Source organism: Bradyrhizobium roseum, assembly GCF_030413175.1.
Lineage (GTDB): Bacteria > Pseudomonadota > Alphaproteobacteria > Rhizobiales > Xanthobacteraceae > Bradyrhizobium > Bradyrhizobium roseum.
Genome location: NZ_CP129212.1, coordinates 1900722 through 1923818, shown reverse-complemented (window position 1 = coordinate 1923818; position 23097 = coordinate 1900722). Strand labels below are relative to the sequence as shown.

Genomic DNA, 23097 nt, shown 5'->3' with positions numbered 1-23097 from the left:
AGAGTGCAGTTCTGTCGCTACAGCGGCGTCAGCAGTTCTTCGATCCGAACCGGGAAGCGGCGGACTCGCACGCCGGTCGCGTGCCAGACGGCATTCGCCACCGCGCCGGCGCTGCCGGTGATGCCGATCTCGCCGACGCCCTTGATGCCGAGCGCGTTAACGTGGGGATCATGCTCCTCTACCGTCAGCACGTCGAGGCTGGGCACGTCCGCATTCACCGGGATGTGGTACTCGCCGAGATTGGCATTCATGATCCTGCCGCTGCGACGGTCGGTGATGGCTTCCTCATGCAGCGCAAACGACATGCCCCAGATCATGCCGCCGTAGAGCTGGCTCCGCACCAGTTGCGGATTGATGATCCGTCCCGCTGCGAAGGCACCGACCATGCGGGTGACGCGGATCTGACCAAGCTCGGGATCGACCTTGACCTCGGCAAAGACCGCGCCGTGGGCATGCATCGCATACTCCGCCTGCGCCGCGGGATTCGGCACCCCCGTGCCGCGCGCCTCGATCTCGGCGAGGCCGGCTCGCGCGAGAATGTCGGGATAGGACTCGCTGCGGCTCTCATCGTCGCGGCGGACAAGTTTTCCGTCGCGCGCGATCACGCCGGCATTGCCGGCGCCGAACAGCGGTGAGCGCTCGTCACTGGTTGCAAGATCGGCGAGCTTTGCGATCACAGCCGCACCGGCATTGTGGATCGCGTTGCCCGCAGTGGCGGTGTGCGCGGAACCGCCGGCGATGCCGGCATCCGGAAGATCGGATGTGCCCGACCTGAAATCGACGCGGTCGAGATCGAGGCCGAGACCGTCGGCCGCGATCTGGGCGAGCGCCGTCCAGGCCCCCTGCCCCATGTCATGCGCGCCGCTCTCCATCACGCCGGTGCCGTCGCGGCGGATCGCCGCGCGCGCCTCGGCCTGGAACATCATCGCCGGAAATGTTGCGGTGCCGAGGCCCCAGCCGATCAGAAGCCCGTCATCATCGCGCATTTGCCGGGGCGCAAGCGGACGATTGGCCCAGCCAAAGCGCGCCGCGCCCTGCTCGTAACAGAGACGCAGCGCCTTCGACGAGAACGGCTTGGCGGTGATCGGCTCGACTTCGGCATAATTCTTCAGGCGGAATGCGAGTGGATCGACGCCGCAAGCCAGGGCCATCTCGTCGAGCATGCTCTCCAGCGCGATCGATCCGGTCGCCTCGCCCGGCGCGCGCATGAACAACGGCGTGCCGGTATCGACGCGGACGGCGTCATGCGTGGTGCGGATCGCAGGGCTGGCGTAGAGGGTGTGCGAGGCGCCAGCCGCAGGCTCATAAAAGTCATCATAGCTGCTCGATACCGTCCTGGCATGGTGGTCGATTGCAGTGAGACGACCGTCAACGTCGACACCCATCCGCAGCCGTTGCCGCGTCGGCGCGCGATGGCCGACCGGGCCGTACATCTGCTCGCGCCGAAGCACGAGCTTGACCGGCTTGCCGACCAGCCTCGCCGCCATCACGCCGAGGATCTGCGGGCCGGTCAAAAATCCTTTCGAGCCGAAGCCGCCGCCGAGGAACGGGCTGCGGATCAGGATATTCTCCGGCGCGATGCCGAACAGTTCGGCGACCCGCGCGCGCGCCATCACCATGGCCTGGCTCGGCGTGTCGATCGTGAGCTTGTCGCCGTCCCAGGCCGCGACGATCGCGTGCGGCTCCATCGCGTTGTGATATTGCGGCGGCGTCTCATAGACCGCCTCGACGGTCTTCGCGGCCGCGGCAAGGCCGGCTTCGATATCGCCGTGTACATTCTCCGTCGGACTGCCGACGCCGACGACCGGCGGCACGAAAGTCTCCCCGGCGTCAAGGCCGACGCGGGCCGGAAGCGTTGCGTAGCGCGGCGCCAGCAAGGCCGCGCCTTCGGTGGCAGCCTCCAGCGTCTCGGCGATCACCACCGCGATGGGCTGGTTGGCATAGCGCACCTCGTCGCTCTGCAACACCTCCATCCGGAACACGAACGGATTGGTCTTGATGTCGGGATCGATCGCAAGCGGCGGCTTGTGTGCGGTCGTCATGACGTCGACCACGCCCGGATGCGCCTTCGCCGCCGCCACATCGAGCGACGTCACGCGGCCCCGCGCGATGCTGGCGACGGCAGTCACCGCGAACAGCATGCCCGGCGGATGGTGATCGGCGGCGTAAGCAGCCAGTCCCTTCACTTTCAAAATGCCGTCACGGCGCGTCAGCGGCTGGCCGATGCTCGAACCATGCCGCATGTGGGCAGGCGTCTGGGTCGGATTGATCTCAAGCATGCAAGACTCCGGATTGGGATGCGAAGGGCGACGCCGGCAGCGCGGGCATGCGCGCGGGCGTCCCGGTTGCGGCAAGGCTCAGCGCGCGCGCAATCACGCGGCGCGCCAGCTCGATCTTGAAGGCATTGTCGCCGGACGGATTCGCATCGGCGAGCGCCGCCTGCGCGGCCTCGCGGAAATTCGCCGCCTCGGGCGCGGCGCCTTTCAGCACCTGCTCCGCCGCGCGGGCGCGCCATGGCTTTGCGGCGACACCGCCAAGCGCCAGCCGCGCTTCAACGATGCTGCCGTTGTCGATCTGCAGCGCCGCCGCGGCCGACACCATGGCGAACGCATAGGAGGTGCGCTCGCGCACCTTGATATAGCGCGCATGCGCGGCGAAGCTCCGCGCCGCCGGCGGCAGCCGCACCGCCACGATCAGATCACCGGGCTCGAGCACCGTATCCCGCTCCGGCGTATCGCCCGGCAGGCGGTGCAGTTCCTCAAGCGGCAGCTCGCGACGGCCGCTTCTGCCTTCGATCTCGACGACGGCATCGAGCGCAACCAGCGGCACGCCAAAATCTGACGGATGCGTGGCGATACAGCTCTCGCTCCAGCCGAGCACCGCGTGCAGGCGATTTTCGCCACCGCGCGCATCGCAGCCGCTGCCCGTTTCGCGCTTGTTGCAGCGGCTGGCGGTATCATAGAAATAGGCACAGCGCGTCCGCTGCAGCAGATTGCCGCCGACGGTCGCCGCATTGCGCAACTGCGCGGAGGCTCCCGACAGCAGGGCTTCGGCCACCGCCGGATAGGCTTTTGCGAAATCGGTGTCGTGCGCAAGCCCCGCATTGCCGACCAGCGCGCCGATGCGGACACCGCCGTCGGGCAAATGCTCGACGCGGTCGAGCCCAGGAAGATGGGTGATGTCAACCAGACGATCCGGCCGGCTGACGCCGCCCTTCATCAGGTCGAGCAGATTGGTGCCGGCGGCGAGATAGGCTGCGCCCGGCTGGGCGGCGGCCGCAATAGCCTCCGCCAGCGTTGCGGACCTCACGTAATCGAACATCTTCATGCGGAGCGCCTCTGGTTGTCGTTGGTCTGGCTGGCCTGCGCTTCCAGCACGGCGTCGACGATGCCGGCATAGGCGCCGCAGCGGCAGAGATTGCCGCTCATGCCTTCGCGAATCCGTTCCGGATCGCACCCGGCCTGCCCTTCGCACATCAGGCCGATCGCGCTCATGATCTGGCCCGGCGTGCAGAAACCGCACTGGAAGCCATCACAGGCGATGAAGGCGGCCTGCACGGGATGCAGCTGGTCGCCGCGCGCGATGCCTTCGATGGTGACGATCTCGGCGCCGTCATGGCTGATCGCAAGCGCGAGGCAGGCGTTGATCCGCTTGCCATCGACGAGAATGGTGCAGGCGCCGCATTGGCCGCGGTCGCATCCTTTCTTGGTTCCGGTGAGTTGCAGGCGCTCACGCAGGAGATCGAGCAGCGTGACGCGCGGATCGTTCAATTCGATCTCGCGCCGCGCACCGTTCACGGTGAGGCTGATGGAGTGAGTCATGCAGGCTCCGGTCAGATAGGGTCATGGGTGATCGCAGCGCGCCACCGCAGTGGCCGCCATCGATCTCACGCGGCTCGACGACATGCCGAGCCGGCAGTGGGGCGGATATACGGAGGCATCCTCCGTTTAACAAGGGGCGCCCAAAAGATTTCAGAATCCGTCAAAACGGCATGTGCAAACAACGCGATGCAGCCATGAGCGGGTTCAATCTAACCGGATCGTGATCTACATTGCGGGACATGGACGATCAGGCCGACAACGTCAGGAAGCCCCGCGCCGACGCCGTGCGCAATCGCGAGCGCGTGCTCGAGGCGGCAAAGGCCGTGTTCAGCGCCGGCGGATCGGACGCGAGCCTCGAAGCCGTGGCAAAACGCGCCGGTGTCGGCATTGGTACGCTCTACCGGCACTTCCCGACCCGCGAGGCATTGTTCGAGGCGGTGTACCGGCGCGAGGTGGAGCAGCTCGGCGATCTGGCGGAGCAGCTGAAGGCAGCAAAGGATCCGGTGCAGGCGCTGCGCCGCTGGCTGCATTCCAATGTCGAATTCGTCGCCACCAAGAAGGGCATGCTGGCGGCGCTGGCGCTCGCCGTGCAGAACCAGTCCGAATTGTACGCGTTTTCGCTCGATCGGCTGACCAAGGCCGTCGGCCTGTTGCTCGACCGCGCGGTCGCCGCCCGCGAGATCCGCGCCGATATCAGCCCGGAGGACCTGCTGCGGGCGCTCATCGGCATGTGCTACGTGCACGATCAGCCCGGCTGGCAGGCGACGGCCCTGCGGCTGCTCGATGTGTTCATCGACGGGCTGCGGATCCAGCCGAAGACCAAGGCGGCACCGGCCGGTGCGAGGCCGTCACCGCCACCCAAGAAACGGGCGGCAAGGCGGACGGTCAGGCGCTGATTCGTCAGGAACCTGCCTCAGTCATTTTTCTTGAGATGCCGGTCGAGGTGTTGCCTGATGCCTGTGGCCACCACCACCCCGCGTTCTCGCGCGAGGCGGCCGCCGCCATCACGACCAAAAGCAAGAACATCGTATCTGGGGTTGATCGCGGGGTTGACTTGGCCGCCTATCGTGAAAGAAGACGAAAAGCGCAGGAAATTCATGGTCGGAGTGGCAGGATTCGAACCTGCGACCCCTGCGTCCCGAACGCAGTGCTCTACCGGGCTGAGCCACACTCCGACTTGGAACGCGGCTTATAGCCTTGGGTGTCGGTCACCGCAAGCAGCCGATTTGAGGAAATTAATCACAGTGAATGTCGGCCCGAAAACCCGGATTTTGCCCGCTGGCGAGGCTGCCGTGGCGGCGGCAGCGCGGGTGCTGGCGGCGGGCGGGCTGGTCGCGTTCCCGACCGAGACCGTCTATGGCCTCGGCGCCGACGCGGCCAATCCGGCGGCGGTCACCGGCATCTACCGCGCCAAGGGCCGGCCGGCCTTCAATCCGCTGATCGCCCATGTCGGCGACCTCACGGCGGCCCGCAGGATCGCCCGCTTCGACGCGGCGGCGACTGCGCTCGCCGAGGCGTTCTGGCCGGGTCCGCTGACGCTGGTGCTGCCGAAGGCGGAGGATTGCGCGGTCGCCGACCTCGCCACCGCCGGCCTCGACACTGTCGCGATCCGGATCCCCGCGCATCCGGTGGCGCGCGAGATTTTGCGCGCCTTCGGCGGCCCCGTGGTGGCGCCGTCGGCCAATCTTTCGGGCCACGTCTCGCCGACCACGGCAGCCCATGTCGAGAGCGACCTTGCGGGGCGGATCGACCTGATCGTCGATGGCGGGCCGGTCGCCGTCGGCGTCGAATCCACCATCGTCGGCTGCTTCGGCGCGCCGATGCTGCTGCGGCCCGGCGGCCTGCCGCGCGCGGAGATCGAGCGCGTGCTCGGCCGCGCGCTGCGGCAAGCACCCGCCGAGGCCGACGGCGGCGGTGGCCAACCGCTGGCGCCCGGCATGCTGGCTTCGCACTATGCGCCACGCGCCCGTGTGCGCCTCAACGCGGAACGGGTCGAGCCCGGCGAGGCATTGCTCGCCTTTGGCCTCGGAGCAATTTCGGGAATTGACGCCGCCGCTGCGGTGATGAATCTGTCGGAGCGTGGCGATCTCGACGAGGCCGCCGCCAATTTGTTCGGCCATCTTCGGGCGCTCGACGGCAAGGGTGTGAACGCCATCGCGGTGATGCCCGTTCCGGGCGAAGGTCTGGGTGAAGCCATCAACGACCGGCTACGCCGCGCCGCCGTGGAGCGCGAATGAGCGGGCGGGAACGAAAGAGAAGAAAATGAATATCCAAGGCGCCAAACCGGCCTCCCTGCCCCCGCTTCCCGCCGATCTGATCGCAAAGTTTCGCGCCATCGTCGGCGACAAATATGCGGTGACCGATGCCGCCGATATCGCGCCCTACGTGACCGAGGAACGCGACCTGTTCCACGGCCGGTCGCCGCTGGTATTGCGGCCGGGATCGACCGCCGAAGTCTCCGAGATATGCAAGCTCGCCAGCGCAAACCGAATCGCGCTGGTGCCGCAGGGCGGCAACACCGGCCTGGTCGGCGGGCAAACACCGCATCATGGCGAGGTGGTCGTCTCGCTGCGGCGGCTCGACAAGATCCGCGAGATCGATGCGGCTTCCAACACCATGACCTGCGAGGCCGGCGTGGTGCTGCAGATCGCGCAAGCGCGCGCGGCCGAGGTCGACCGGCTGTTTCCGCTGTCGCTCGGCGCGGAAGGAAGCTGCACCATCGGCGGCAATCTCTCCACCAATGCCGGCGGCACCGCGGCCGTGGCCTACGGCGTCGCGCGCGAAATGGCGCTCGGGCTGGAAGTGGTGCTGGCGGACGGCCGCATCCTGAACGGATTGTCGAAGCTGAAAAAGGACAATACCGGCTACGACCTGCGCAACCTCTTCATCGGCGCCGAAGGCACGCTCGGCATCATCACGGCGGCGACGCTGAAACTGTTTCCAAAACCGCGCGCGGTGGAGACCGCCTATGTCGGCCTCAAATCGCCGGCGGAGGCGCTGAAACTGCTGTCGATCTCGCAGAACGAGGCGGCCGGCAGCCTGACCAGCTTCGAACTGCTGGCCGACATCGCCGTCGATTTCAGCCTGCGCCACGGCATCGACATCCGCGATCCGCTGACGACCAAGCATCCCTGGTACGTGCTGATGGAATTGTCGTCGTCGCGCGACGACGCCCGCGCCGCGCTGGAATCGATTCTCGCCAAGGGCATGGAGGAAGGCATCGTCGACGACGCCGTGATCGCAGCGAACCTTTCGCAGCGCGCCGGCTTCTGGAAATTGCGCGACGAAATGTCGGCGGCGCAGAAGCCGGAAGGCGGATCAATCAAGCACGACATCTCGGTGCCGGTCGCCGCGGTGCCGGAGTTCATCGCGGAAGCCAACGCGGCGGTGGTGAAGCTGATCCCGGGTTCGCGGCCGGTTCCGTTCGGCCATCTCGGCGACGGCAACATTCATTACAACGTCAGCCAGCCGGTCGGCGGCAACACCGCCGATTTCATGTCGCGCTGGCACGAGGTCAACGAGGTGGTATTCGCGATCGTGTTGCGGCTGGGCGGTTCGATTTCAGCCGAGCACGGCATCGGCGTGCTCAAGCGCGACGAACTGCCCGACGTGAAAGACAAGGTCGCGATCGAACTGATGCGCGGCATCAAGGCGATGCTCGATCCGGCAGGGATCATGAACCCGGGCAAGGTGCTGTGACGGCATCGGCGGCGAAGACGATCCCGGCCCTCGCCATAGCCGAGATCGCGGAAGCGGATGTGGCCGATGTGATCGCGTTATGGCAGGCCTGCGGCCTGACGCGGCCGTGGAACGATCCGGCGAGCGATATTGCACTCGCCCGCCGCCGGCCGAACTCCACGATCCTGGTCGGCCGCGACGCCGATACGATCGTCGCGACCGTGATGGTCGGCCATGACGGCCATCGCGGCTGGGTCTATTATGTCGCCACCGATCCCGATCGTCGCGGGAAAGGTTTTGGCCGCGCCATCATGAACGCAGCCGAGGATTGGCTGCGCGCGGCCGGCATCGCCAAGCTGCAATTACTGGTCCGGCGCGAGAACGCTCACGCCGGCGCGTTCTACCAGTCGATCGGCTACGCCGAAGCCCAGACGATCGTGTTCGCCAAATGGCTCGATGGCCGCGAGCCGACGCCGTGACGGCGAAGGGTATTCGATGAGCATCTCCGATCGCGTCCGCATCACGAACACCACCGTGCTCTCCGACCGGCACTACCAGTTGAACGAGGTCGTGTTCGACTATCGGCGCAGCGACGGCGAATGGCAGACCCAGAAGCGCGAAGTGTTCGACCGCGGCCATGCCGCGGCGCTGCTGCCGTACAATCTCGCCGGCCGTACCGTCGTGCTGACGCGGCAGTTCCGCCTGCCGGCCTTCCTCGCCGGCCATGACGATCTGCTGATCGAGGCCGCCGCCGGCATGCTCGACGACGAAACACCCGAGAAGCGGATTCGCGCCGAAGCGGAAGAGGAAATCGGCTACCGGCTGCACGACGTGCGAAAAGTGTTCGAGGCTTTCATGAGCCCCGGCGCCGTCACTGAGAAGCTGCATTTTTTCGTCGCCGAGTACGAGCCCGCGATGCGCGTCGGCAGCGGCGGCGGCCTCGCCGAGGAAGGCGAGGACATCGAGGTGCTGGAGCTGTCGATCGAAACTGCGCTGGCGATGATATCCGATGGCCGCATCGTCGATGCGAAGACCATCATGCTGCTGCAACACGCCGCGCTGCATGTCTTTCGGTGAAGATTCCGTAGGGTGGGCAAAGGAGCGAAGCGACGTGCCCACCATCTACCAACGAGCAAGCTGAGCAATGGTGGGCACGCTGCGCTTTGCCCACCCTCATATGGGGATTTGAGAGTCAAGGCTGTTCTCCTGGTTTGGGTTAGGGGTTTGACGGTGGTAGGGCGGCGCGTGGAGCCATGCGTAGCGCAGCGCGCCGACCGGGCTCCGGGCGAGGATTGGCTTCCGAAGATTTCTGCAGCTCACTGCATCACCTCATATCCGGTCGGATCGTTAGATCCGGACCCACCTTCCGCATGCTTGCGGCAAGGAAGCCTGGCTAGGATGAGACCCATCTACAAAACGACGTTTGAAGCCCTAGGATGGCACGGTCATCATCCATCCCCGCACGGGCGCGGCGAGGTGTTGGTTTATGCCTTCATGATTGCCTGCTCCGGAATGAGGCCCGTGGTGAGGTAGCGCCACAGCGCCACGATCAGCTTGCGCGCCAGGGCGACGATGGCGACGCGTTTGGCGCGCTTGCCGGCATTGGCGGTGCGGGTGCGGAACCAGCGGCTGAGCGCGCTGTCCGACTGATGGCGAAGCCACAGCCAGGCCAGCTCGATCGCCTTGTTGCGCGCCCGCGGGTTGCCAGCCTTGCTGATGCCTTGCTCGCGGTCGATGCCGCCGCTCTTCCAGGGGCTCGGCACCAATCCGCAGTAGCTGGCGACCTCGCGCCGGTTGCGGAAGTCCTTGTAGAACAGTTCGTTCACCAGCGTCGCGGTGAAGGCCGGGCCGAGCGCCTTGAGCCGCTGCAGGCTTGATCGCCGCTCCGCCATCGGAGGAGGAACGGGACAGGCCTGTGCAGTCTGTACCTGTTCCAACGCCGCAATCTGCTCGCGTACCATGGTCAGGCGCGCGTGTTCGCGCTTCACTTCGGCCAACGAATGAGGCGGCAACGGCTGCCCCTCCCAATCCCGCTGCTGCTCCAGAAAGCTGAGCCAGTCCCGTCGGCGCGGGTTGCCGACCGCCATGCCCGACAGACGCATCAGCGCCTTGATCCGGTTGGTATGGGCCGTCTGTTCCTTGACCAGACGATCCCGCTCCCGGCTCGCACGCCGGGCATCCTCGGCTTCCACGCTCGGGACGCGGACGATGCGGACCACCCGTGGCTCGCCCCGCAGATAGGCCATCAAGGTCCGCAGCATCAACTCGCCGTCGATCCGGTCCGTCTTCGCCCGCCGCGACCGCTGGTCCACGGCAATGCTGGCGGGATCAAAGACGTAGTTCGTGATGCCTGCCGTCAGCAGCAGCCGGTGCAGCCAAAAGCCATCATAGCCGGCCTCGTAGCAGCTCACGACGCGCGGCACAGACCCCAGCTTCTCGGCCGCCCGCGCCCTGATCTTCTCGATCAGGGCAAGCAACTCGACCTGATTGCCTCCCTCGAGCTTGTGGCGGGAGATCCGGTCACGAACCGGGCTGTGCAGCGTCACCAGCCAGGTCTTCTGACTTAGTTCGATCGAAACGAAAATTGTGCCAATATGGTCCGCGGTGGGCGTGACTGCGGTCGATGCTTGCATCTGACTTCTCCGATGGTTCGAGTGTGCAAACCCAAACCTATCGGAAAGGCCACGCTCACCGCCCCATGGAATCTACAAATCTACATCGTGGATCCTCAAAACAACGAGCCCTGCCCGTCATCCTCCGACGCCGTTGCCTTGCGCGGCGCGGCTTTCTTCGCCGGCTTCGGCTCCTCCGCCGCGCGCTCTTCGTCGGTGATCGGCAGCAGGAGTTGCGCGTCGTCATTGACGACGCGGTTGACGCGTGTGGAAATCTCGTGCCAGGCGAACTCGCCCTCGGCCGGTCCGCGCAACAGCGGCATGATGTCGTCGGCGTTATCGAGGCGGACGTCGAGCCAGCGCTCGAATTCCTCGGGCGCAATCGTCACCGGCACGCGGTGGTGCAGCATGGCGAGGTCGCGGCTGGCCGCCGCGGTGATGATGGCAACACTGTCGGTTTCCTCGCCGTTCGGCCCCATCCAGGTTTCCGCCAGCGCGGCAAAGCCCACCGGGCGGCCGTCGCGACGGTGAATGAAGAACGGCCGCTTTCGTCCGCCGGCGTCCTGCCATTCGTAATAGCCGTCCGCCGGTATCAGGCAGCGCCGTCGCCTGATGGCGTTCTTGAACGCCGGCTTTTCGCGGATCGTCTCTGAACGCGCATTGATCAGGAGCGTAAAACTACGGGGTTCCTTCACCCAAGATGGAATCAGTCCCCACCGCATCAGCCGGAAATGACGCCCGCCATTTTCCAGAATGACGACCGGCACGGGCTGCGTCGGCGCAACATTATACCGCGGCGGGAAATTCGGCTGCTCGCGGTAGCCGAATATTTGCCGTAGCGCTTCAGGCGGTGAGGTAATTACAAAACGTCCGCACATTATCTGGCCTAGATAAGCTTCCGTTCAACCAGTGTTAACCCCACGTGCTAACAGTGAGACGGATGACCTCCATGGCCGCCACACAAGTGCGATCCGATCAATCCATACCACCGTCGACCGGCCGCATTGACGAGGCGCGTGCGGAGCAATTGCGCGCGGCCAACATCAATCCCCGCACCGGGCTCGCCACCGACTACCTGAATCATTTCAACGAAGCCATCATGCTGCTCGAAATGGTTCCGGACATGCCGGAATGCGCGGAGGATTTCCTCACCTGGACCCCGCTGTCCTACGCCGAGCATTTCTGGGCCTCCAACTTCAAGGCCCGCGACCTCGCGATCGAGGCCTATGAGTGCGCCGATCCGAAAATCCGCGCCAATTTCGACAACCTGACGGCCACCATGACCTCGATCCTGACGGCGGTCGGCAACGCCATGCGCGAGGCGCAGCAGGACAAGACCCGCGCCACGCTGGCCGAGCAGGCCACCGCCTGGGTCAAGCCGCTGGTGGCGCTGGCCGGTGGTGTCATCAACGGCAGCGTCGAGGGTAGCGTCGAGGGCGACGTCGAAGCCGCCATGTCGAGCTAGCTGCGGGATTAGACCTGCGCGAACCGATCGGGCATCATCCCGGCAAGGCTCCCGCTTACCGGATTTTCCCTTGTCCTTCCCTGCACCGCCGACCCGCCCCCAGCTCGCCGTCAGCGGCGCGATCTTCCGTGACGGCAAGGTGTTGCTGGTCCGCCGCGCCCGCTCGCCCGGCAAGGGCTTTTATTCCTTTCCCGGCGGCCGCGTCGAATTCGGCGAATCGCTGCAATCGGCGCTCCACCGCGAGGTCGACGAGGAAACCGGCCTGAGAATCGAGATTCTGGGGCTGGCCGGCTGGCGGGAGGTGCTGCCGGCCACCGGCGGCGACGGGCACTATGTGATCATGTCATTCGCGGCGCGCTGGACGGCCGCGGAACCGGTCCTGAACGACGAGCATGACGATTTCAAATGGCTGGCACCACATGAACTCGGCGACCTCAAGGTCACCGGCGGTCTCATGGAGGTCATCGAAGCCGCTCGGAAGCTGGTTTAGACGGCCAGTATCGGACCACGCACCTTGCCTCGGGCGTATGGAGGGGGCATATCGGCCTCAAATGCTGAAGTCTGCCCTCGCCGCCCTCATCCTGCTTTCGGCCTGCCATCTGGCCCCCGCCCGGGCCCAGGATGCCGCCGCGCCGTTCGACGGCGACCTGCAGCGGCTGGCTGAGATCCTTGGCACCCTGCACTATCTCCGCGGCATCTGCGGTTCCAACGAAGGCGCGAAATGGCGCAACGAAATGCAGGCGCTGATCGACGCCGAAACCCCCTCCGGCGACCGCCGCACCCGCATGATCGCGGGCTTCAACCGCGGCTATAACGGTTTTCAACAAACCTACCGCACCTGCACGCCTGCGGCGTCGGTCGCGATCCGCCGCTATATCGAGGAAGGGTCTAAGATCTCGCGTGACCTGACCGCGCGCTACGCAAACTAGGGCAATGGCTTTGGACGCGATCTATTTCGACCTCGATGGGACGCTTACCGACCCCAAGCCGGGCATCACTCGTTCGATCCAGTATGCGCTGCAACGACTCGATCACCAGACCATCCCGAGCGAGGAAGAACTGACCTGGTGCATCGGCCCGCCGCTGCGCTCGAGCTTTGTGAAGATGCTCGGCGAGCCGGCCGCCGACCGTGCGGTGACGCTGTATCGGGAGCGGTTTTCCGACATCGGCCTTTATGAAAACCGCGTCTACGACGGCATTGGCGAGGTGCTGACCACGCTCCGCTCGTCCGGTCACCGGCTGTTCGTCGCCACCAGCAAGGCGCATGTTTTTGCCGACCGCATCATCGATCATTTCGGCCTGCGCGGTCACTTCGAGCACGTTTTCGGCGCCGAACTCGACGGGACGCGCGTCGAGAAAACGCATCTGCTCGAATACGCACTGAAGCAAGCCGCCGTCGATCCGGCCAAGACCCTGATGATCGGCGACCGCAGCCACGACATGGTCGGCGCGAAAAACAACGGCATGCAGCGCATCGGCGTGCTGTACGGCTACGGCAGCCGGGACGAGTTGCTGGAAGCCGGCGCGCAGCATGTCTGCGCGACTCCGGCCGCGATTTTGGGCTGCGTCTCCTGAAATGGCCGAGCCGGCACTGGCCGCCTGAAATTCGGGCAGCGCGTTAACCCTTTTTAAAGATGTGGCCTAGGCGGGTCCGCGCCGCATGCTAGAGCTTGTCGCGCTAAAGCGCGTTCCGCCCCGGTTCGCGCGCCAATTTCGTTGAGTTTCATGAGCCGCCCAGCCCCTTCGCCGATCGCCCGCGACCCGCTTCCCGACCTCGACCAGAAGCAGACCGCACTGAGTTACCTGAGCGAAGCCTGGGCCGACGCCCGCCACGAGGGCGTCGATGGCGATTGCCTGGCGCAGGCGAGCCTGTTCACCGCACTGGCCGAACTGGTCTCGACCTATGGCGAGGACGCGGTGGCGAAATTCGCGGAAGGTCTTTCCGCGCGCATTCGCAACGGCGAGTTTTCGTTGAAGCTGGCGAAGCAGTAGTAGCTCGCGTCATCCCCCAAGCTGTCATCGCCCGGCTTGACCGTGCGACTCAGTACGCCGCGGCCTCTCGGTTCAATCACTGTCGTCTCTGGAATACTGGGTCACTCGCCGGGCGGGTGACGACAGTCGCGTGGGGCAGAACCAGTAGCCCTACGCCTTCATCGTCTCCAGAAACCGCACCGGCTCGCCGGTCGACGGCGTCATCACCTCACCCTGCCACATCACGCGGCGGCCGCGCACGAAGGTGCCGACCGGCCAGCCGGTGACGCGCACGCCGTCGTAGGGCGTCCAGCCCGCCTTCGAGGCCACCCATTGGTTGGTGATGGTCTCGCTGCGCTTGAGGTCAACGATGGTCAAGTCGGCGTCGTAGCCCGCGGCGATGCGGCCCTTGCAGGCGATGTTATAGAGCCGCGCCGGGCCGGCAGAGGTGAGATCGACGAAGCGCGCCAGCGACAGCCGCCCGGCGTTGACGTGATCGAGCATCAGCGGCACCAGCGTCTGCACGCCGGTCATCCCCGAGGGCGAGGCCGGATAGGTCTTGGCCTTTTCCTCCAGCGTATGCGGCGCGTGGTCGGAGCCGAGCACGTCGATGATGCCCTGCTCGATGCCGTACCAGATGCCCGCCCGGTGATCGGCCGAGCGCACCGGCGGGTTCATCTGCGCCAGCGTGCCGAGCCGTTCGTAGCATTCGGGCGCGACCAGCGTCAGGTGATGCGGCGTCGCCTCGCAGGACGCGACGTCCTTGTGATCGCGCAGGTATTCGATCTCCTGCTTGGTCGTGATGTGCAGCACATGGATGCGCTTGCCGGTCTCGCGGGCCAGCTTGACCAGCCGCTGCGTCGCGATCAGCGCGGTGTCTTCGTCGCGCCACACCGGATGCGAGCGCGGGTCGCCCTCGATCCGGTGCGATTTGCGTTCGTTGAGACGGTATTCGTCCTCGGCATGAAAGGCGGCGCGGCGGCGGATCACCTGGAAGATGCGGCGCAGGCTTTCGTCGTCCTCGACCAGCAGCGACCCCGTGGATGAACCGATGAACACTTTCACGCCGGCGCAGCCCGGCGCGCGTTCGAGTTCAGGCAGATCCTGAACGTTCTCGCGCGTGCCGCCGATGAAGAACGCGAAATCGCAATGCATGCGATGGCGGCCGGCCTTGATCTTGGCGGTGAACGTCTCCTCCGTGATCGTCAGCGGGTTGGTGTTCGGCATCTCGAACACGGCGGTGACGCCGCCCATCACGGCGCTGCGCGAGCCGGTCTCGAGGTCTTCCTTTTGCGTCAGGCCGGGCTCGCGGAAATGCACCTGCGTGTCGATCACGCCGGGCAGAATATGCAGACCCTTGCAGTCGATGGTCTCGCCGGCGGAGGCCTGACCGAGCCCGCCGACCGCGGCGATCCGGCCATTGGAGATGCCGATGTCGCGGACGCCCTCGCCGTCCTGATTGACCACGGTGCCGGATTTTAGAATGGTATCGAATCGTTGATTCATCGCTGATTCATCGCTCCTTGAGCGGCGGCTTCAGGGCTGTCGCGGGGCTTGTTGGCCGCACATTAGCGCCTTAACTTCGTATGGGGTACCTGTCACCTGCGTTTCCCCAGGAACTTCAGGAAAACGCCAAAAGGGGCCTATTTTGTCGATGAAAGCTGCATTTCTTCCAGACCGGGGCGTGATCAAGGTCAGCGGAGAGGATGCCCGCGACTTCCTCAACGGCCTCATCACCACAGACGTCACGCTGCTGCAGCCAGGCCTTGGCCGGTTCGGCGCACTGCTGACGCCGCAGGGCAAGATCACGGTGGACTTTCTGATCACCGAAGCCCCCGCTGGCCATGGCGGCGGTTTCCTGATCGATGCGCCGCTCCCGCTGGCACAGAGCCTTGCCGACAAGCTCGGTTTCTACAAGCTGCGCGCCAAGGTCGCGGTGGAGAACATCTCCGCCGATATGGGTGTGGTGGCGGTATGGGACGGCGAACCGGCGGTGAAGCCGGATCTCGCCTTTGCCGATCCGCGCCACGAGGCGTTGGGCTGGCGTATCCTCGCGCCCGAGGATCTTACGCACAAGGTGGCCGATTTGATCGGCGCCGAACTGGTGGAGAGCGACGCCTACGAAGCGCACCGCATCGCCACCGGCGTGCCGCGCGGCGGGCTCGATTTCATGTACAGCGATGCGTTTCCGCATGAAGCCAACATGGACCGCCTGCACGGCGTGGACTTCGACAAGGGTTGCTATGTCGGCCAGGAAGTGGTGTCGCGGATGCAGCATCGCGGCACCGCGCGCACACGGATCGTGCGGGTGGTGCTGGACGACTTCTCGCCGGAAACCGGCATCCCGGTTCAGGCCGGCGACAAGCAGGTCGGCACCATGGGGTCGACCGCCGGCGGCAGGGGGCTCGCGCTGGTCCGCATCGATCGCGTCGCCGACGCCCTCGACGCCGGTTTGGCGTTGACGGCAGGCGGCCTTGCGATGCATCTGGCGGACCCGAACGAGGTTCGGACGCCACCGAAGCAGACCGTCGCATGAGCCGGTTCCGATGAGCGAATTTCAATGAGCAAATCCGCGCGCCTGCACCCCGACGGCAAGATGCGGTGCCCATGGCCCGGCGAAGACCCGTTCTACATGGCCTACCACGACACCGAATGGGGCGTGCCGGAATATGACGATCGGGCGCTGTTTGAGAAGCTGATCCTCGACGGCTTCCAGGCCGGATTGTCGTGGATCACGATCCTGCGCAAGCGCGACAATTTTCGCAAAGCCTTCGACGATTTTCAGCCGGAGAAGATCGCCCGCTACAGCGAGAAAAAAGTCCATGCGCTGATGAACGACGCCGGCATCGTGCGCAACCGTTCCAAGATCGAAGGCGCCGTCAACAGCGCCAAGGGCTATCTCAAGATCATGGAGGAAGGTCCTGGTTTCTCTCAGTTTCTTTGGGACTTCGTCGACGGAAAGCCAAAGGTCAACCAGTTCAAGACCACGGCCAGCGTGCCGGCTTCGACGCCGGTCTCGATCAAGATTTCAAAGGAGCTCGGCGCGCGCGGATTCAAGTTCGTCGGCCCGACCATCGTCTACGCCTTCATGCAGGCCACGGGCATGGTCAACGACCATCTGGTGACCTGCTTCTGCCACGAGAGTTGCAGCGGCAAACTTCGCAAGCCGCGCCTCAAAGCCAAATGACGGCACGGAAAGCGGCAAGCAAATCGTCCCACGGCGCGGACCGCGCCTGGCAGCGGATGCTGTCGGGGCGGCGGCTCGATTTGCTCGACCCCTCGCCGCTCGATATCGAGATCGCCGACATCGCCCATGGCCTGGCGCGCGTGGCGCGCTGGAACGGACAGACCAGCGGCGCGCATATCTTCTCCGTGGCGCAGCACACGCTGCTGGTGGAAACCGTGATGCGCGAGCAGATGCCGCGCGTCGACGTCCGCTTTCGTCTCGGGGCACTGCTGCACGACGCGCCGGAATACGTCATCGGCGACATGATCTCGCCGTTCAAGGCAGTGCTCGGCGGCGACTACAAGGTGGTGGAAAAGCGCCTGCTGGCGGCGATCCATATCCGCTTCGGCCTGCCGCCGGTTCTGGCGGACGACATCACCAAGGCGATCAAGGCGGCAGATCGCGGCGCGGCCTATCTCGAAGCCACTCATCTTGCCGGATTTTCGGAATCCGAAGCCAGGCGCCTGTTCGGCCGCGACCCGGGCCTGCCCGAACCCACGGTGCGCGATTATCTGACGCCGTGGACCGCGGCCCGCGCCGAAAAGCAGTTTTTGGCGCGATTCAAGCTATTGCTCGGTTGATCGGCTGGCGCGAACCTGCTTTCGCCGCCTCGATGGCGGGCCTATAATCGCGATCAATCAGCGCCTTCCCGGGAAACGCTTCGAAGGATCATCATGCTTCACGTCTGTTCGCTCGCCGCACTTCCCGAGACCGTCAGGGTTACCGGCGCCAGCCACATCCTTACCGTGATGGCGAATGTCGATCAGGTGCAGCGCCCGGTTTCAGTGCTCGAAGCCAATCACCTGAGGGTGTCGATGGACGACATCACCGAGCAGATGGACGGCTTCACGGCACCTGCCGATCATCATATCGAGCGGGTGCTGAATTTCGTCCGCGGCTGGGACCGCAGCGCACCAATGGTGGTGCACTGCTATGCCGGGATCAGCCGCTCGACCGCGAGCGCCTTTGCCGCCGCCTGCCTGCTCAACCCGCACCGCGACGAGATCGAAATCGCCCGGCAGATCCGCGCCCGCTCGCCGATCGCATCTCCCAACCGGCTGATCGTGAGCCTTGCCGACAAGGCGCTGGGGCGCGAGGGACGGATGCTGCGGGCGCTGGACGAAATGGGCCCCGGCACCATGACGATCGAAGGCCGGCCGTTCCAGCTCGATCTGGAGTAGCGGCCGTAAGCACCTGAAAGCATGGCACGAAAATGCCATACACATTTCTGCAACGCCCGCGACATTGACCTCGCGGGCCTGATTTGAACTTTTAGCGCACAAACCTGCACAGAGGATTGCAACCGGGCTGCGGACGTGGCCGGTTGCCGCTTTGATGCGCCCGCCTGGAGGCCAGATGTTCGAAGACCCCTTCGTTTTCTTCGCGATCGCGATCGCGATCGTTGCCCTGGTCGTCGCGCGAAAGGCCATGAACGAGGTGACGGAGTTGCGCAAGCGCCTGGAGGCGTTCCAGGCCGCACCGGCGACCGCGGCTGCGGCCATGCCTCCCCCGCTGACGCCGTTCGAAGCGTTCGAACGGACCCTACCGCCGGCCTCGACCACGGCCATACCGACACCGCCGCCGATCATTCCCGACGCAGAGCCGGTCGCACCTGTTGCGGCGCCCGAGACTTCCGGACAGGCCGCGGAAGACCCGGTGTCGCCGCCACCACCCCCCGTACCGGCGCGCGAACGCGGTTTTGAGGAAACCATCGGCACGCGCTGGGTGGTGTGGGTCGGCGGGCTGACGCTGGCGCTCGGCGGCTTCTTCATGGTGCGCTATTCGATCGAGGCGGGCCTGATCGGCCCCGGCGTACGCGTGATGCTTGGCGGCGTGTTCGCGCTCGCGTTGCTGCTGGCAGGCGAATGGACTCGCCGCAAGGAGAGCATCTCCACCATTGAAGCGACGCCGATCGCCAATATCCCCGCCATCCTGACCGCGGCCGGAACGGCGGTCGCGTTTGCGACGGTCTATGCGGCCTATGCGCTGTACGGTTTTCTGGTGCCGGCGACCGCATTCGTATTGCTCGGCCTGGTGGCGATGGGCACGCTGGCCGCTGCGCTGCTGCATGGGCCGGCGCTGGCCGGTCTCGGCGTCGTCGGCGCGTTCGCAACCCCGGTCCTGGTCTCGTCCGGCAAGCCGGACTTCTGGGCGCTCTACATCTATCTTGCGATCGTCACCGCGGCCGCCTTTGGTCTGGCACGCATCAGGCTGTGGCGCTGGCTCGCGGTCACAACGATCGCCTTTGCGCTGCTGTGGACCTTCCCGTGCCTGCAATGCGGCCCGTCGATGGTGGCCCCGCACGCGTTCCACGTGCTGGCCGGATTCATTCTCGCGGCGCTGCTGGTGGTATGCGGCTTCATGTTCGGCCCGCCCGCCGACGAAGGCGAGATCGAGCCGGTCTCGTCGGGCTCGCTTGCCGCTTATCTGCTTGGCGCGACCCTGATCGTGCTCAACAGTTTTCATGCCGACACCGCGATGATCGTGTTCGGCCTGCTGGTGGCCGGCAGCCTCGTGGTCGCCTGGCGCAGCGATGCCGCTGCCGGCGCGGTCGGGGCCGCCGCGGCGCTCGTCTTTGTGGTGTTCGCCGAATGGGCCGTGCGCGCCAATCCGGACATGCTGGTGCTGCCCGGCGGCCCGCTGCAAGGCATCGGACCGAACGCCACCGATGGATCGGTTTCGCTGCATCTGATATCGGCCGCGATCTTCGCCGCAGGCTTCGGCATGGCCGGATTTTTGGCGCAAGGCCGCTTCGCGGGCCCGGTCATTCCGGTGATCTGGTCGGCTGCAGGCGTGTTCACGCCGTTGGCGCTGCTGGTCGCGCTCTATGCCCGCATCGCGCATCTCGACCGCTCGATTCCGTTCGCCATCGTCGCGGTCGTGCTCGCCGCAGCCTTCGCCGCCGCAACCGAGATCCTGTCGAAACGCGAGGACCGTCCGGGGCTGCAGGCGTCGATCGCGCTGTTTGCGACCGGCACGCTCGCAGCATTGGCGCTGGCGCTGACCTTCGCGCTGGAAAAGGGCTGGCTGACGATCGCGCTGGCGCTGATGTCGGCGGGCACCGCCTGGATATCGACGCAGCGGCCGATCGCTTTCCTGCGCGTGCTCGCTTCCGTGCTCGCCGGCATCGTGGTGCTGCGCATCGGCTACGAGCCGCGCATCGCAGGTGACGCCGTCGGCGCCACGCCGATCTTCAACTGGCTGTTGTGGGGCTACGGCATTCCGGCGGCGGCGTTCTGGGGCGGCAGCATCCTGCTGCGCCGCGGCGGCGACGACGCGCCGCTGCGGACGGTGGAGGCCGCCGCGATCCTGTTCACGGTGCTGCTGGCGTTCATGGAAATCCGGCACGCCGTCAACCAGGGCGACGTCTATCGCGCCAGCGCCGACTTGACCGAGGTGGCGCTGCAGGTCTGCGCCACGCTCGCCATGGCGATCGGACTGGAACGCCTGCGCATCCGCACCGGCAGCGTGATTCACAATGCCGGCGCGATCCTGCTGACGGCCTTTGCCGGCCTCGCGACGGTGGCCGGGCTGCTGCTGCTGGAAAACCCGATGCTGCGATGGATCGATATCGGAGGCCTCGTCATCAATTTGCTGCTGCTCGGCTATGCCCTGCCGGCCGTGCTGGCGCTGCTGTTGTCCTATGCCGTCGCCGGACGCCGCCCGGTCGCCTACGCCAATACGATCGCGGCGGCGGCGCTCGTCCTCGCGCTCGCCTACGTGACATTCGAGATCAGGCGATTGTATCACGGCCCGGTCATTGCGCGCGGGCCGACCACCGGCGCGGAGCAATACACCTACTCGATTGCGTATCTGGCGTTCGGTGTCGTCCTGCTCGGCGTCGGCATTCTGTTCAACTCGCAGCGCGCCCGGCTGGCGTCAGCGGTCGTGATCGCACTGACGATCCTGAAAGCCTTCCTGATCGACATGTCGACACTCACGGGCGTCTATCGCGCGCTGTCGTTCATGGGCCTCGGCCTGGTGCTGGTGGCGATCGGCTGGCTGTACCAGCGCATCCTGTTCCGCAGGCAGGCGGCGGCTGCGCCGGCCGCGCCCGCGGGAGGCTAAGCACTCAGGCGGCGCGCACCGACTCGAGGAATTTGGCGACCTCGTTCTTGAGACGGTTGCTGTCGCTCGACAGAGACTGCGCTGCCGAAAGGACATGGGATGAAGCCGTCTCAGTTTCGGTCGCGCCGCGCTGCACGTCGGTGATGTTGGCGGAGACCATCTGCGTGCCCTGCGCGGCCTGCTGCACGTTGCGGGAGATTTCCTGCGTCGCCGCGCCCTGTTCTTCCACGGCGGCGGCAATCGCGGAGGAAATCTCGGCAAGCTTTCCGATGGTGCCGGAGATTTCCTGGATGGCGCCGACCGAGTCCTGGGTCGCAGCCTGGATGCCAGTGATCTGTTGCCCGATCTCGCCGGTGGCCTTGGCGGTCTGTTCCGCCAGCGCCTTCACTTCCGAGGCAACGACCGCGAAGCCGCGGCCGGCCTCACCGGCACGCGCCGCCTCGATGGTGGCGTTGAGTGCCAGCAAATTGGTCTGGCCCGCGATGTTGTTGATGAGTTCGATCACGTCGCCGATGCGGGCAGCGGCTTTCGACAATTCGCCGACCCGATCGTTGGTCCGCGAGGCCTGCTCCACGGCCTCGCTGGCCATCCGCGCGGATTCCTGCACCTGCCGGCTGATCTCGTTGACGGAGGATGCCATCTCCTCTGTCGCGGAAGCGACCGACTGCACATTGGTCGAAGCTTCTTCCGAGGCCGAGGCGACGGTGGTGGTCAGTTCCTGCGCGCGCTCGGCCGTCGCGGTCAGCGTGCCCGCAGAAGCCTCCAGTTCGGTCGAGGCCGACGACACGGTTTCGACGATCTCGCCAATCATAGCTTCGAAGTCGCGCGTAATGCCATCGACCCGGCGGCCGCGCTCGATCTTGGCTTCCGCATCAACGGCGGCAGCCTCATCGGCAGCCTTCTTGGCGATCAGCGCATCCTTGAACACCTGCAAGGCATCCGCCATGGCGCCGATTTCGGTCTTCTCGCCGCGGCGCGTCACTTCGGCGGAAAGGTCGCCGCTTCCCAAAGCCTGCATCGGCTTGACGATGGCAGCAATGCCGTTGGAGAGGTCGCGCACCAGATAGATCCCGACGCCGATGCCGCCGATGACGCACGCAGCGACAATGCTCAGCACCAGCCAGAATGCAGAATTGTAGCCCTCGGCCGCCTGCCGCGTCGCGGTTTCGGCGCCCGCATTGTTGAGATTGATTCCCTTCTCGAGGATGGCATCGGATTCGGCGGCGATGACCGCGACCTTTTTGGAGATGGCTTCGCTCGCTTCGGTCGGAATTCGCCCGATGCTGCCGCGCGACAGCACGATGACGTCCTGAACGCCGGCGATATATTTGTCCCAGGCGGTCGACCAGTTCTGATAGATGGAGCGCTCTTCGGCAGAGTTGATCAGCTGTTCGTAAGCCTTGCGATCCTTCGCGATCCTTTCGAGGATGCCCGCCAGCCGCTTGTCGTTGGCGGCCTTCGCCTCGAGCGTTTCCGCCATCACATGGGCGCGCAGCGCGATGCGGAACAGATTGATGTCCGTGCGCAGATCGCCGAGCACCCGGACGCTCGGAAGCCAGCTGGAGGCGATTTCCACCGTATGGGCGTTGATTGCCTGCATGCTGCGGATCGCGAGCAGGCCCATGCCCGACATCGCGATCAGCAGGAATGCTATCACGGCGATGACCTTGGCGCGGATCGAAAGTGCGGACATGGCGAGTTCTCTCAAATATTGGAGTATGGCGCCGCCGACCGATCTGGATCACCGTCATCGTTGACGCGCCGGGAATACTCGGTAACCGTAAGCAGCAGGTTGCAAACGACCGTTAATACTGCGCCCCGTACAACTACGGACGGAATGCGTGCTGGCTTGGCTAGCCGACGGATTCGGCGACAAGACGAATGCGGAAAACCGGCCTCCTGGCTTCGTCCAGCAATTCCATCTGCCATTCGGCGTTCTGTTTCAGGCTTCGCGCAAGACTGCCGAGCAGATTGCCGCAGACCTTGGTCATCTCGGACCAGGCCGCCTCGCGGCTTTCGAATTCAGCGCCCTGATCGGATGCCCCGGCATACCGGCCGTGGCTGATCCGAAAAAAATACAGCGGCATGATTGCTACTCATCGGTTGGACCGCCTCCCGGTCTTCTGTCGGCACCAATGGAATGAGACTAGCTACCGGGATGTGAACGAGGCAGGCCGTATCACTACGGCCGGGCGTGACCGGACAAGGAAAATGGTGCAACGCCATTGCCGCGACCGGTGAGCCGCGCGCGGATTC

At 65.4% G+C, this 23097-nt stretch carries 24 protein-coding genes and 1 tRNA gene; 15 read left to right on the top strand and 10 right to left on the bottom strand.

The genetic code is table 11. The features are described 5' to 3' along the window. Positions 1-17: 17 nt before the first annotated feature. Genes QUH67_RS09070 through QUH67_RS09060 form a run of 3 tightly spaced genes read right to left on the bottom strand, consistent with a single transcriptional unit; the run spans position 18 to position 3821 of the window. Complete coding sequence (locus QUH67_RS09070) at positions 18-2279, bottom strand: xanthine dehydrogenase family protein molybdopterin-binding subunit (protein WP_300946334.1); 2262 nt, start codon at positions 2277-2279, stop codon at positions 18-20. Next, positions 2272-3327, bottom strand: a complete 1056-nt coding sequence (locus QUH67_RS09065; RefSeq protein WP_300946333.1) for an FAD binding domain-containing protein — start codon at positions 3325-3327, stop codon at positions 2272-2274. The genes QUH67_RS09070 and QUH67_RS09065 overlap by 8 nt, the downstream gene beginning before the upstream one ends. Further along, positions 3324-3821, bottom strand: a complete 498-nt coding sequence (locus tag QUH67_RS09060; RefSeq protein ID WP_300946332.1) for a (2Fe-2S)-binding protein — start codon at positions 3819-3821, stop codon at positions 3324-3326. The genes QUH67_RS09065 and QUH67_RS09060 overlap by 4 nt, the downstream gene beginning before the upstream one ends. Before the next feature lie 239 nt (positions 3822-4060). On the opposite strand from QUH67_RS09060, the gene QUH67_RS09055 reads away from it, so the two are divergent. Continuing rightward, entirely contained in the window at positions 4061-4717 is a 657-nt protein-coding gene (locus QUH67_RS09055) for a TetR/AcrR family transcriptional regulator (protein WP_300946331.1), read from the top strand. Positions 4718-4734: 17 nt separating this feature from the next. Here QUH67_RS09055 and QUH67_RS09050 read toward each other — a convergent pair whose 3' ends face one another. Beyond that, positions 4735-4920: a hypothetical protein gene (locus QUH67_RS09050; protein ID WP_300946330.1), complete on the bottom strand. Its 186-nt coding sequence runs from the start codon at positions 4918-4920 to the stop codon at positions 4735-4737. Then, positions 4920-4996: transfer RNA gene (locus QUH67_RS09045), tRNA-Pro, on the bottom strand. Before QUH67_RS09045 ends, QUH67_RS09050 begins: the two co-directional genes overlap by 1 nt. A gap of 117 nt (positions 4997-5113) precedes the next feature. On the opposite strand from QUH67_RS09045, the gene QUH67_RS09040 reads away from it, so the two are divergent. The 4 genes from QUH67_RS09040 to QUH67_RS09025 are packed head-to-tail and all read left to right on the top strand — an operon-like array spanning position 5114 to position 8576. Continuing rightward, on the top strand, positions 5114-6058 hold the full coding sequence (locus tag QUH67_RS09040; protein ID WP_300946329.1) for an L-threonylcarbamoyladenylate synthase: 945 nt from the start codon (positions 5114-5116) through the stop codon (positions 6056-6058). Between the two features lie 25 nt (positions 6059-6083). Beyond that, complete coding sequence (locus QUH67_RS09035; protein ID WP_300946328.1) at positions 6084-7520, top strand: FAD-binding oxidoreductase; 1437 nt, start codon at positions 6084-6086, stop codon at positions 7518-7520. Between the two features lie 20 nt (positions 7521-7540). Continuing rightward, entirely contained in the window at positions 7541-7978 is a 438-nt protein-coding gene (locus tag QUH67_RS09030; RefSeq protein WP_300947982.1) for a GNAT family acetyltransferase, read from the top strand. Between the two features lie 16 nt (positions 7979-7994). Next, on the top strand, positions 7995-8576 hold the full coding sequence (locus QUH67_RS09025) for an NUDIX domain-containing protein (protein WP_300946327.1): 582 nt from the start codon (positions 7995-7997) through the stop codon (positions 8574-8576). Between the two features lie 407 nt (positions 8577-8983). Here QUH67_RS09025 and QUH67_RS09020 read toward each other — a convergent pair whose 3' ends face one another. Both QUH67_RS09020 and QUH67_RS09015 read right to left on the bottom strand, forming a co-directional pair. Beyond that, positions 8984-10132, bottom strand: coding sequence for an IS110 family RNA-guided transposase (locus tag QUH67_RS09020; RefSeq protein ID WP_300943181.1), 1149 nt, complete (start codon positions 10130-10132; stop codon positions 8984-8986). Positions 10133-10227: 95 nt separating this feature from the next. Further along, complete coding sequence (locus QUH67_RS09015) at positions 10228-10989, bottom strand: SOS response-associated peptidase (protein WP_300946326.1); 762 nt, start codon at positions 10987-10989, stop codon at positions 10228-10230. Between the two features lie 62 nt (positions 10990-11051). Between QUH67_RS09015 and QUH67_RS09010 the strand changes: the two genes are divergently transcribed. From QUH67_RS09010 to QUH67_RS08990, 5 genes are all read left to right on the top strand, one after another. Further along, a complete protein-coding gene (locus QUH67_RS09010; protein ID WP_407080417.1) occupies positions 11052-11576 on the top strand; it encodes a hypothetical protein in 525 nt (174 codons plus the stop codon). A 70-nt stretch (positions 11577-11646) separates the two neighbouring features. Further along, positions 11647-12066 carry an NUDIX hydrolase gene (locus QUH67_RS09005; RefSeq protein ID WP_300946324.1) on the top strand — a complete coding sequence of 140 codons (420 nt, stop codon included), beginning with the start codon at positions 11647-11649 and terminating at the stop codon, positions 12064-12066. 61 nt (positions 12067-12127) lie between these two features. Then, complete coding sequence (locus QUH67_RS09000) at positions 12128-12505, top strand: TIGR02301 family protein (RefSeq protein ID WP_300946323.1); 378 nt, start codon at positions 12128-12130, stop codon at positions 12503-12505. A 4-nt stretch (positions 12506-12509) separates the two neighbouring features. Beyond that, on the top strand, positions 12510-13151 hold the full coding sequence (locus QUH67_RS08995) for an HAD family hydrolase (protein ID WP_407080416.1): 642 nt from the start codon (positions 12510-12512) through the stop codon (positions 13149-13151). A 150-nt stretch (positions 13152-13301) separates the two neighbouring features. Next, a complete protein-coding gene (locus QUH67_RS08990) occupies positions 13302-13568 on the top strand; it encodes a hypothetical protein (protein ID WP_300946322.1) in 267 nt (88 codons plus the stop codon). 150 nt (positions 13569-13718) lie between these two features. Here QUH67_RS08990 and QUH67_RS08985 read toward each other — a convergent pair whose 3' ends face one another. After that, positions 13719-15053 carry a dihydroorotase gene (locus QUH67_RS08985; protein WP_300946321.1) on the bottom strand — a complete coding sequence of 445 codons (1335 nt, stop codon included), beginning with the start codon at positions 15051-15053 and terminating at the stop codon, positions 13719-13721. Between the two features lie 148 nt (positions 15054-15201). On the opposite strand from QUH67_RS08985, the gene ygfZ reads away from it, so the two are divergent. The 5 genes from ygfZ (at position 15202) to QUH67_RS08960 (ending at position 20841) form a co-directional block, all read left to right on the top strand. Then, the gene (ygfZ, locus tag QUH67_RS08980; protein ID WP_300946320.1) at positions 15202-16083 is read left to right on the top strand and encodes a CAF17-like 4Fe-4S cluster assembly/insertion protein YgfZ; all 882 of its coding nucleotides are present in this window, start codon (positions 15202-15204) and stop codon (positions 16081-16083) included. A gap of 24 nt (positions 16084-16107) precedes the next feature. Further along, positions 16108-16734, top strand: coding sequence for a DNA-3-methyladenine glycosylase I (locus QUH67_RS08975; protein ID WP_300946319.1), 627 nt, complete (start codon positions 16108-16110; stop codon positions 16732-16734). After that, positions 16731-17354, top strand: coding sequence for an HD family hydrolase (locus tag QUH67_RS08970; protein ID WP_300946318.1), 624 nt, complete (start codon positions 16731-16733; stop codon positions 17352-17354). The genes QUH67_RS08975 and QUH67_RS08970 overlap by 4 nt, the downstream gene beginning before the upstream one ends. A gap of 93 nt (positions 17355-17447) precedes the next feature. Continuing rightward, the gene (locus QUH67_RS08965) at positions 17448-17954 is read left to right on the top strand and encodes a tyrosine phosphatase family protein (RefSeq protein ID WP_300946317.1); all 507 of its coding nucleotides are present in this window, start codon (positions 17448-17450) and stop codon (positions 17952-17954) included. Between the two features lie 175 nt (positions 17955-18129). After that, positions 18130-20841, top strand: a complete 2712-nt coding sequence (locus tag QUH67_RS08960) for a DUF2339 domain-containing protein (protein WP_300946316.1) — start codon at positions 18130-18132, stop codon at positions 20839-20841. A 4-nt stretch (positions 20842-20845) separates the two neighbouring features. Here the strand turns inward: QUH67_RS08960 and QUH67_RS08955 are convergent, their stop codons facing one another. Beyond that, positions 20846-22534 (bottom strand): methyl-accepting chemotaxis protein, encoded by a 1689-nt coding sequence (locus QUH67_RS08955; protein WP_300946315.1) that lies wholly within the window; start codon positions 22532-22534, stop codon positions 20846-20848. A 160-nt stretch (positions 22535-22694) separates the two neighbouring features. Next, positions 22695-22928 carry a DUF6894 family protein gene (locus QUH67_RS08950; protein WP_300946314.1) on the bottom strand — a complete coding sequence of 78 codons (234 nt, stop codon included), beginning with the start codon at positions 22926-22928 and terminating at the stop codon, positions 22695-22697. Positions 22929-23097 lie beyond the last annotated feature (169 nt).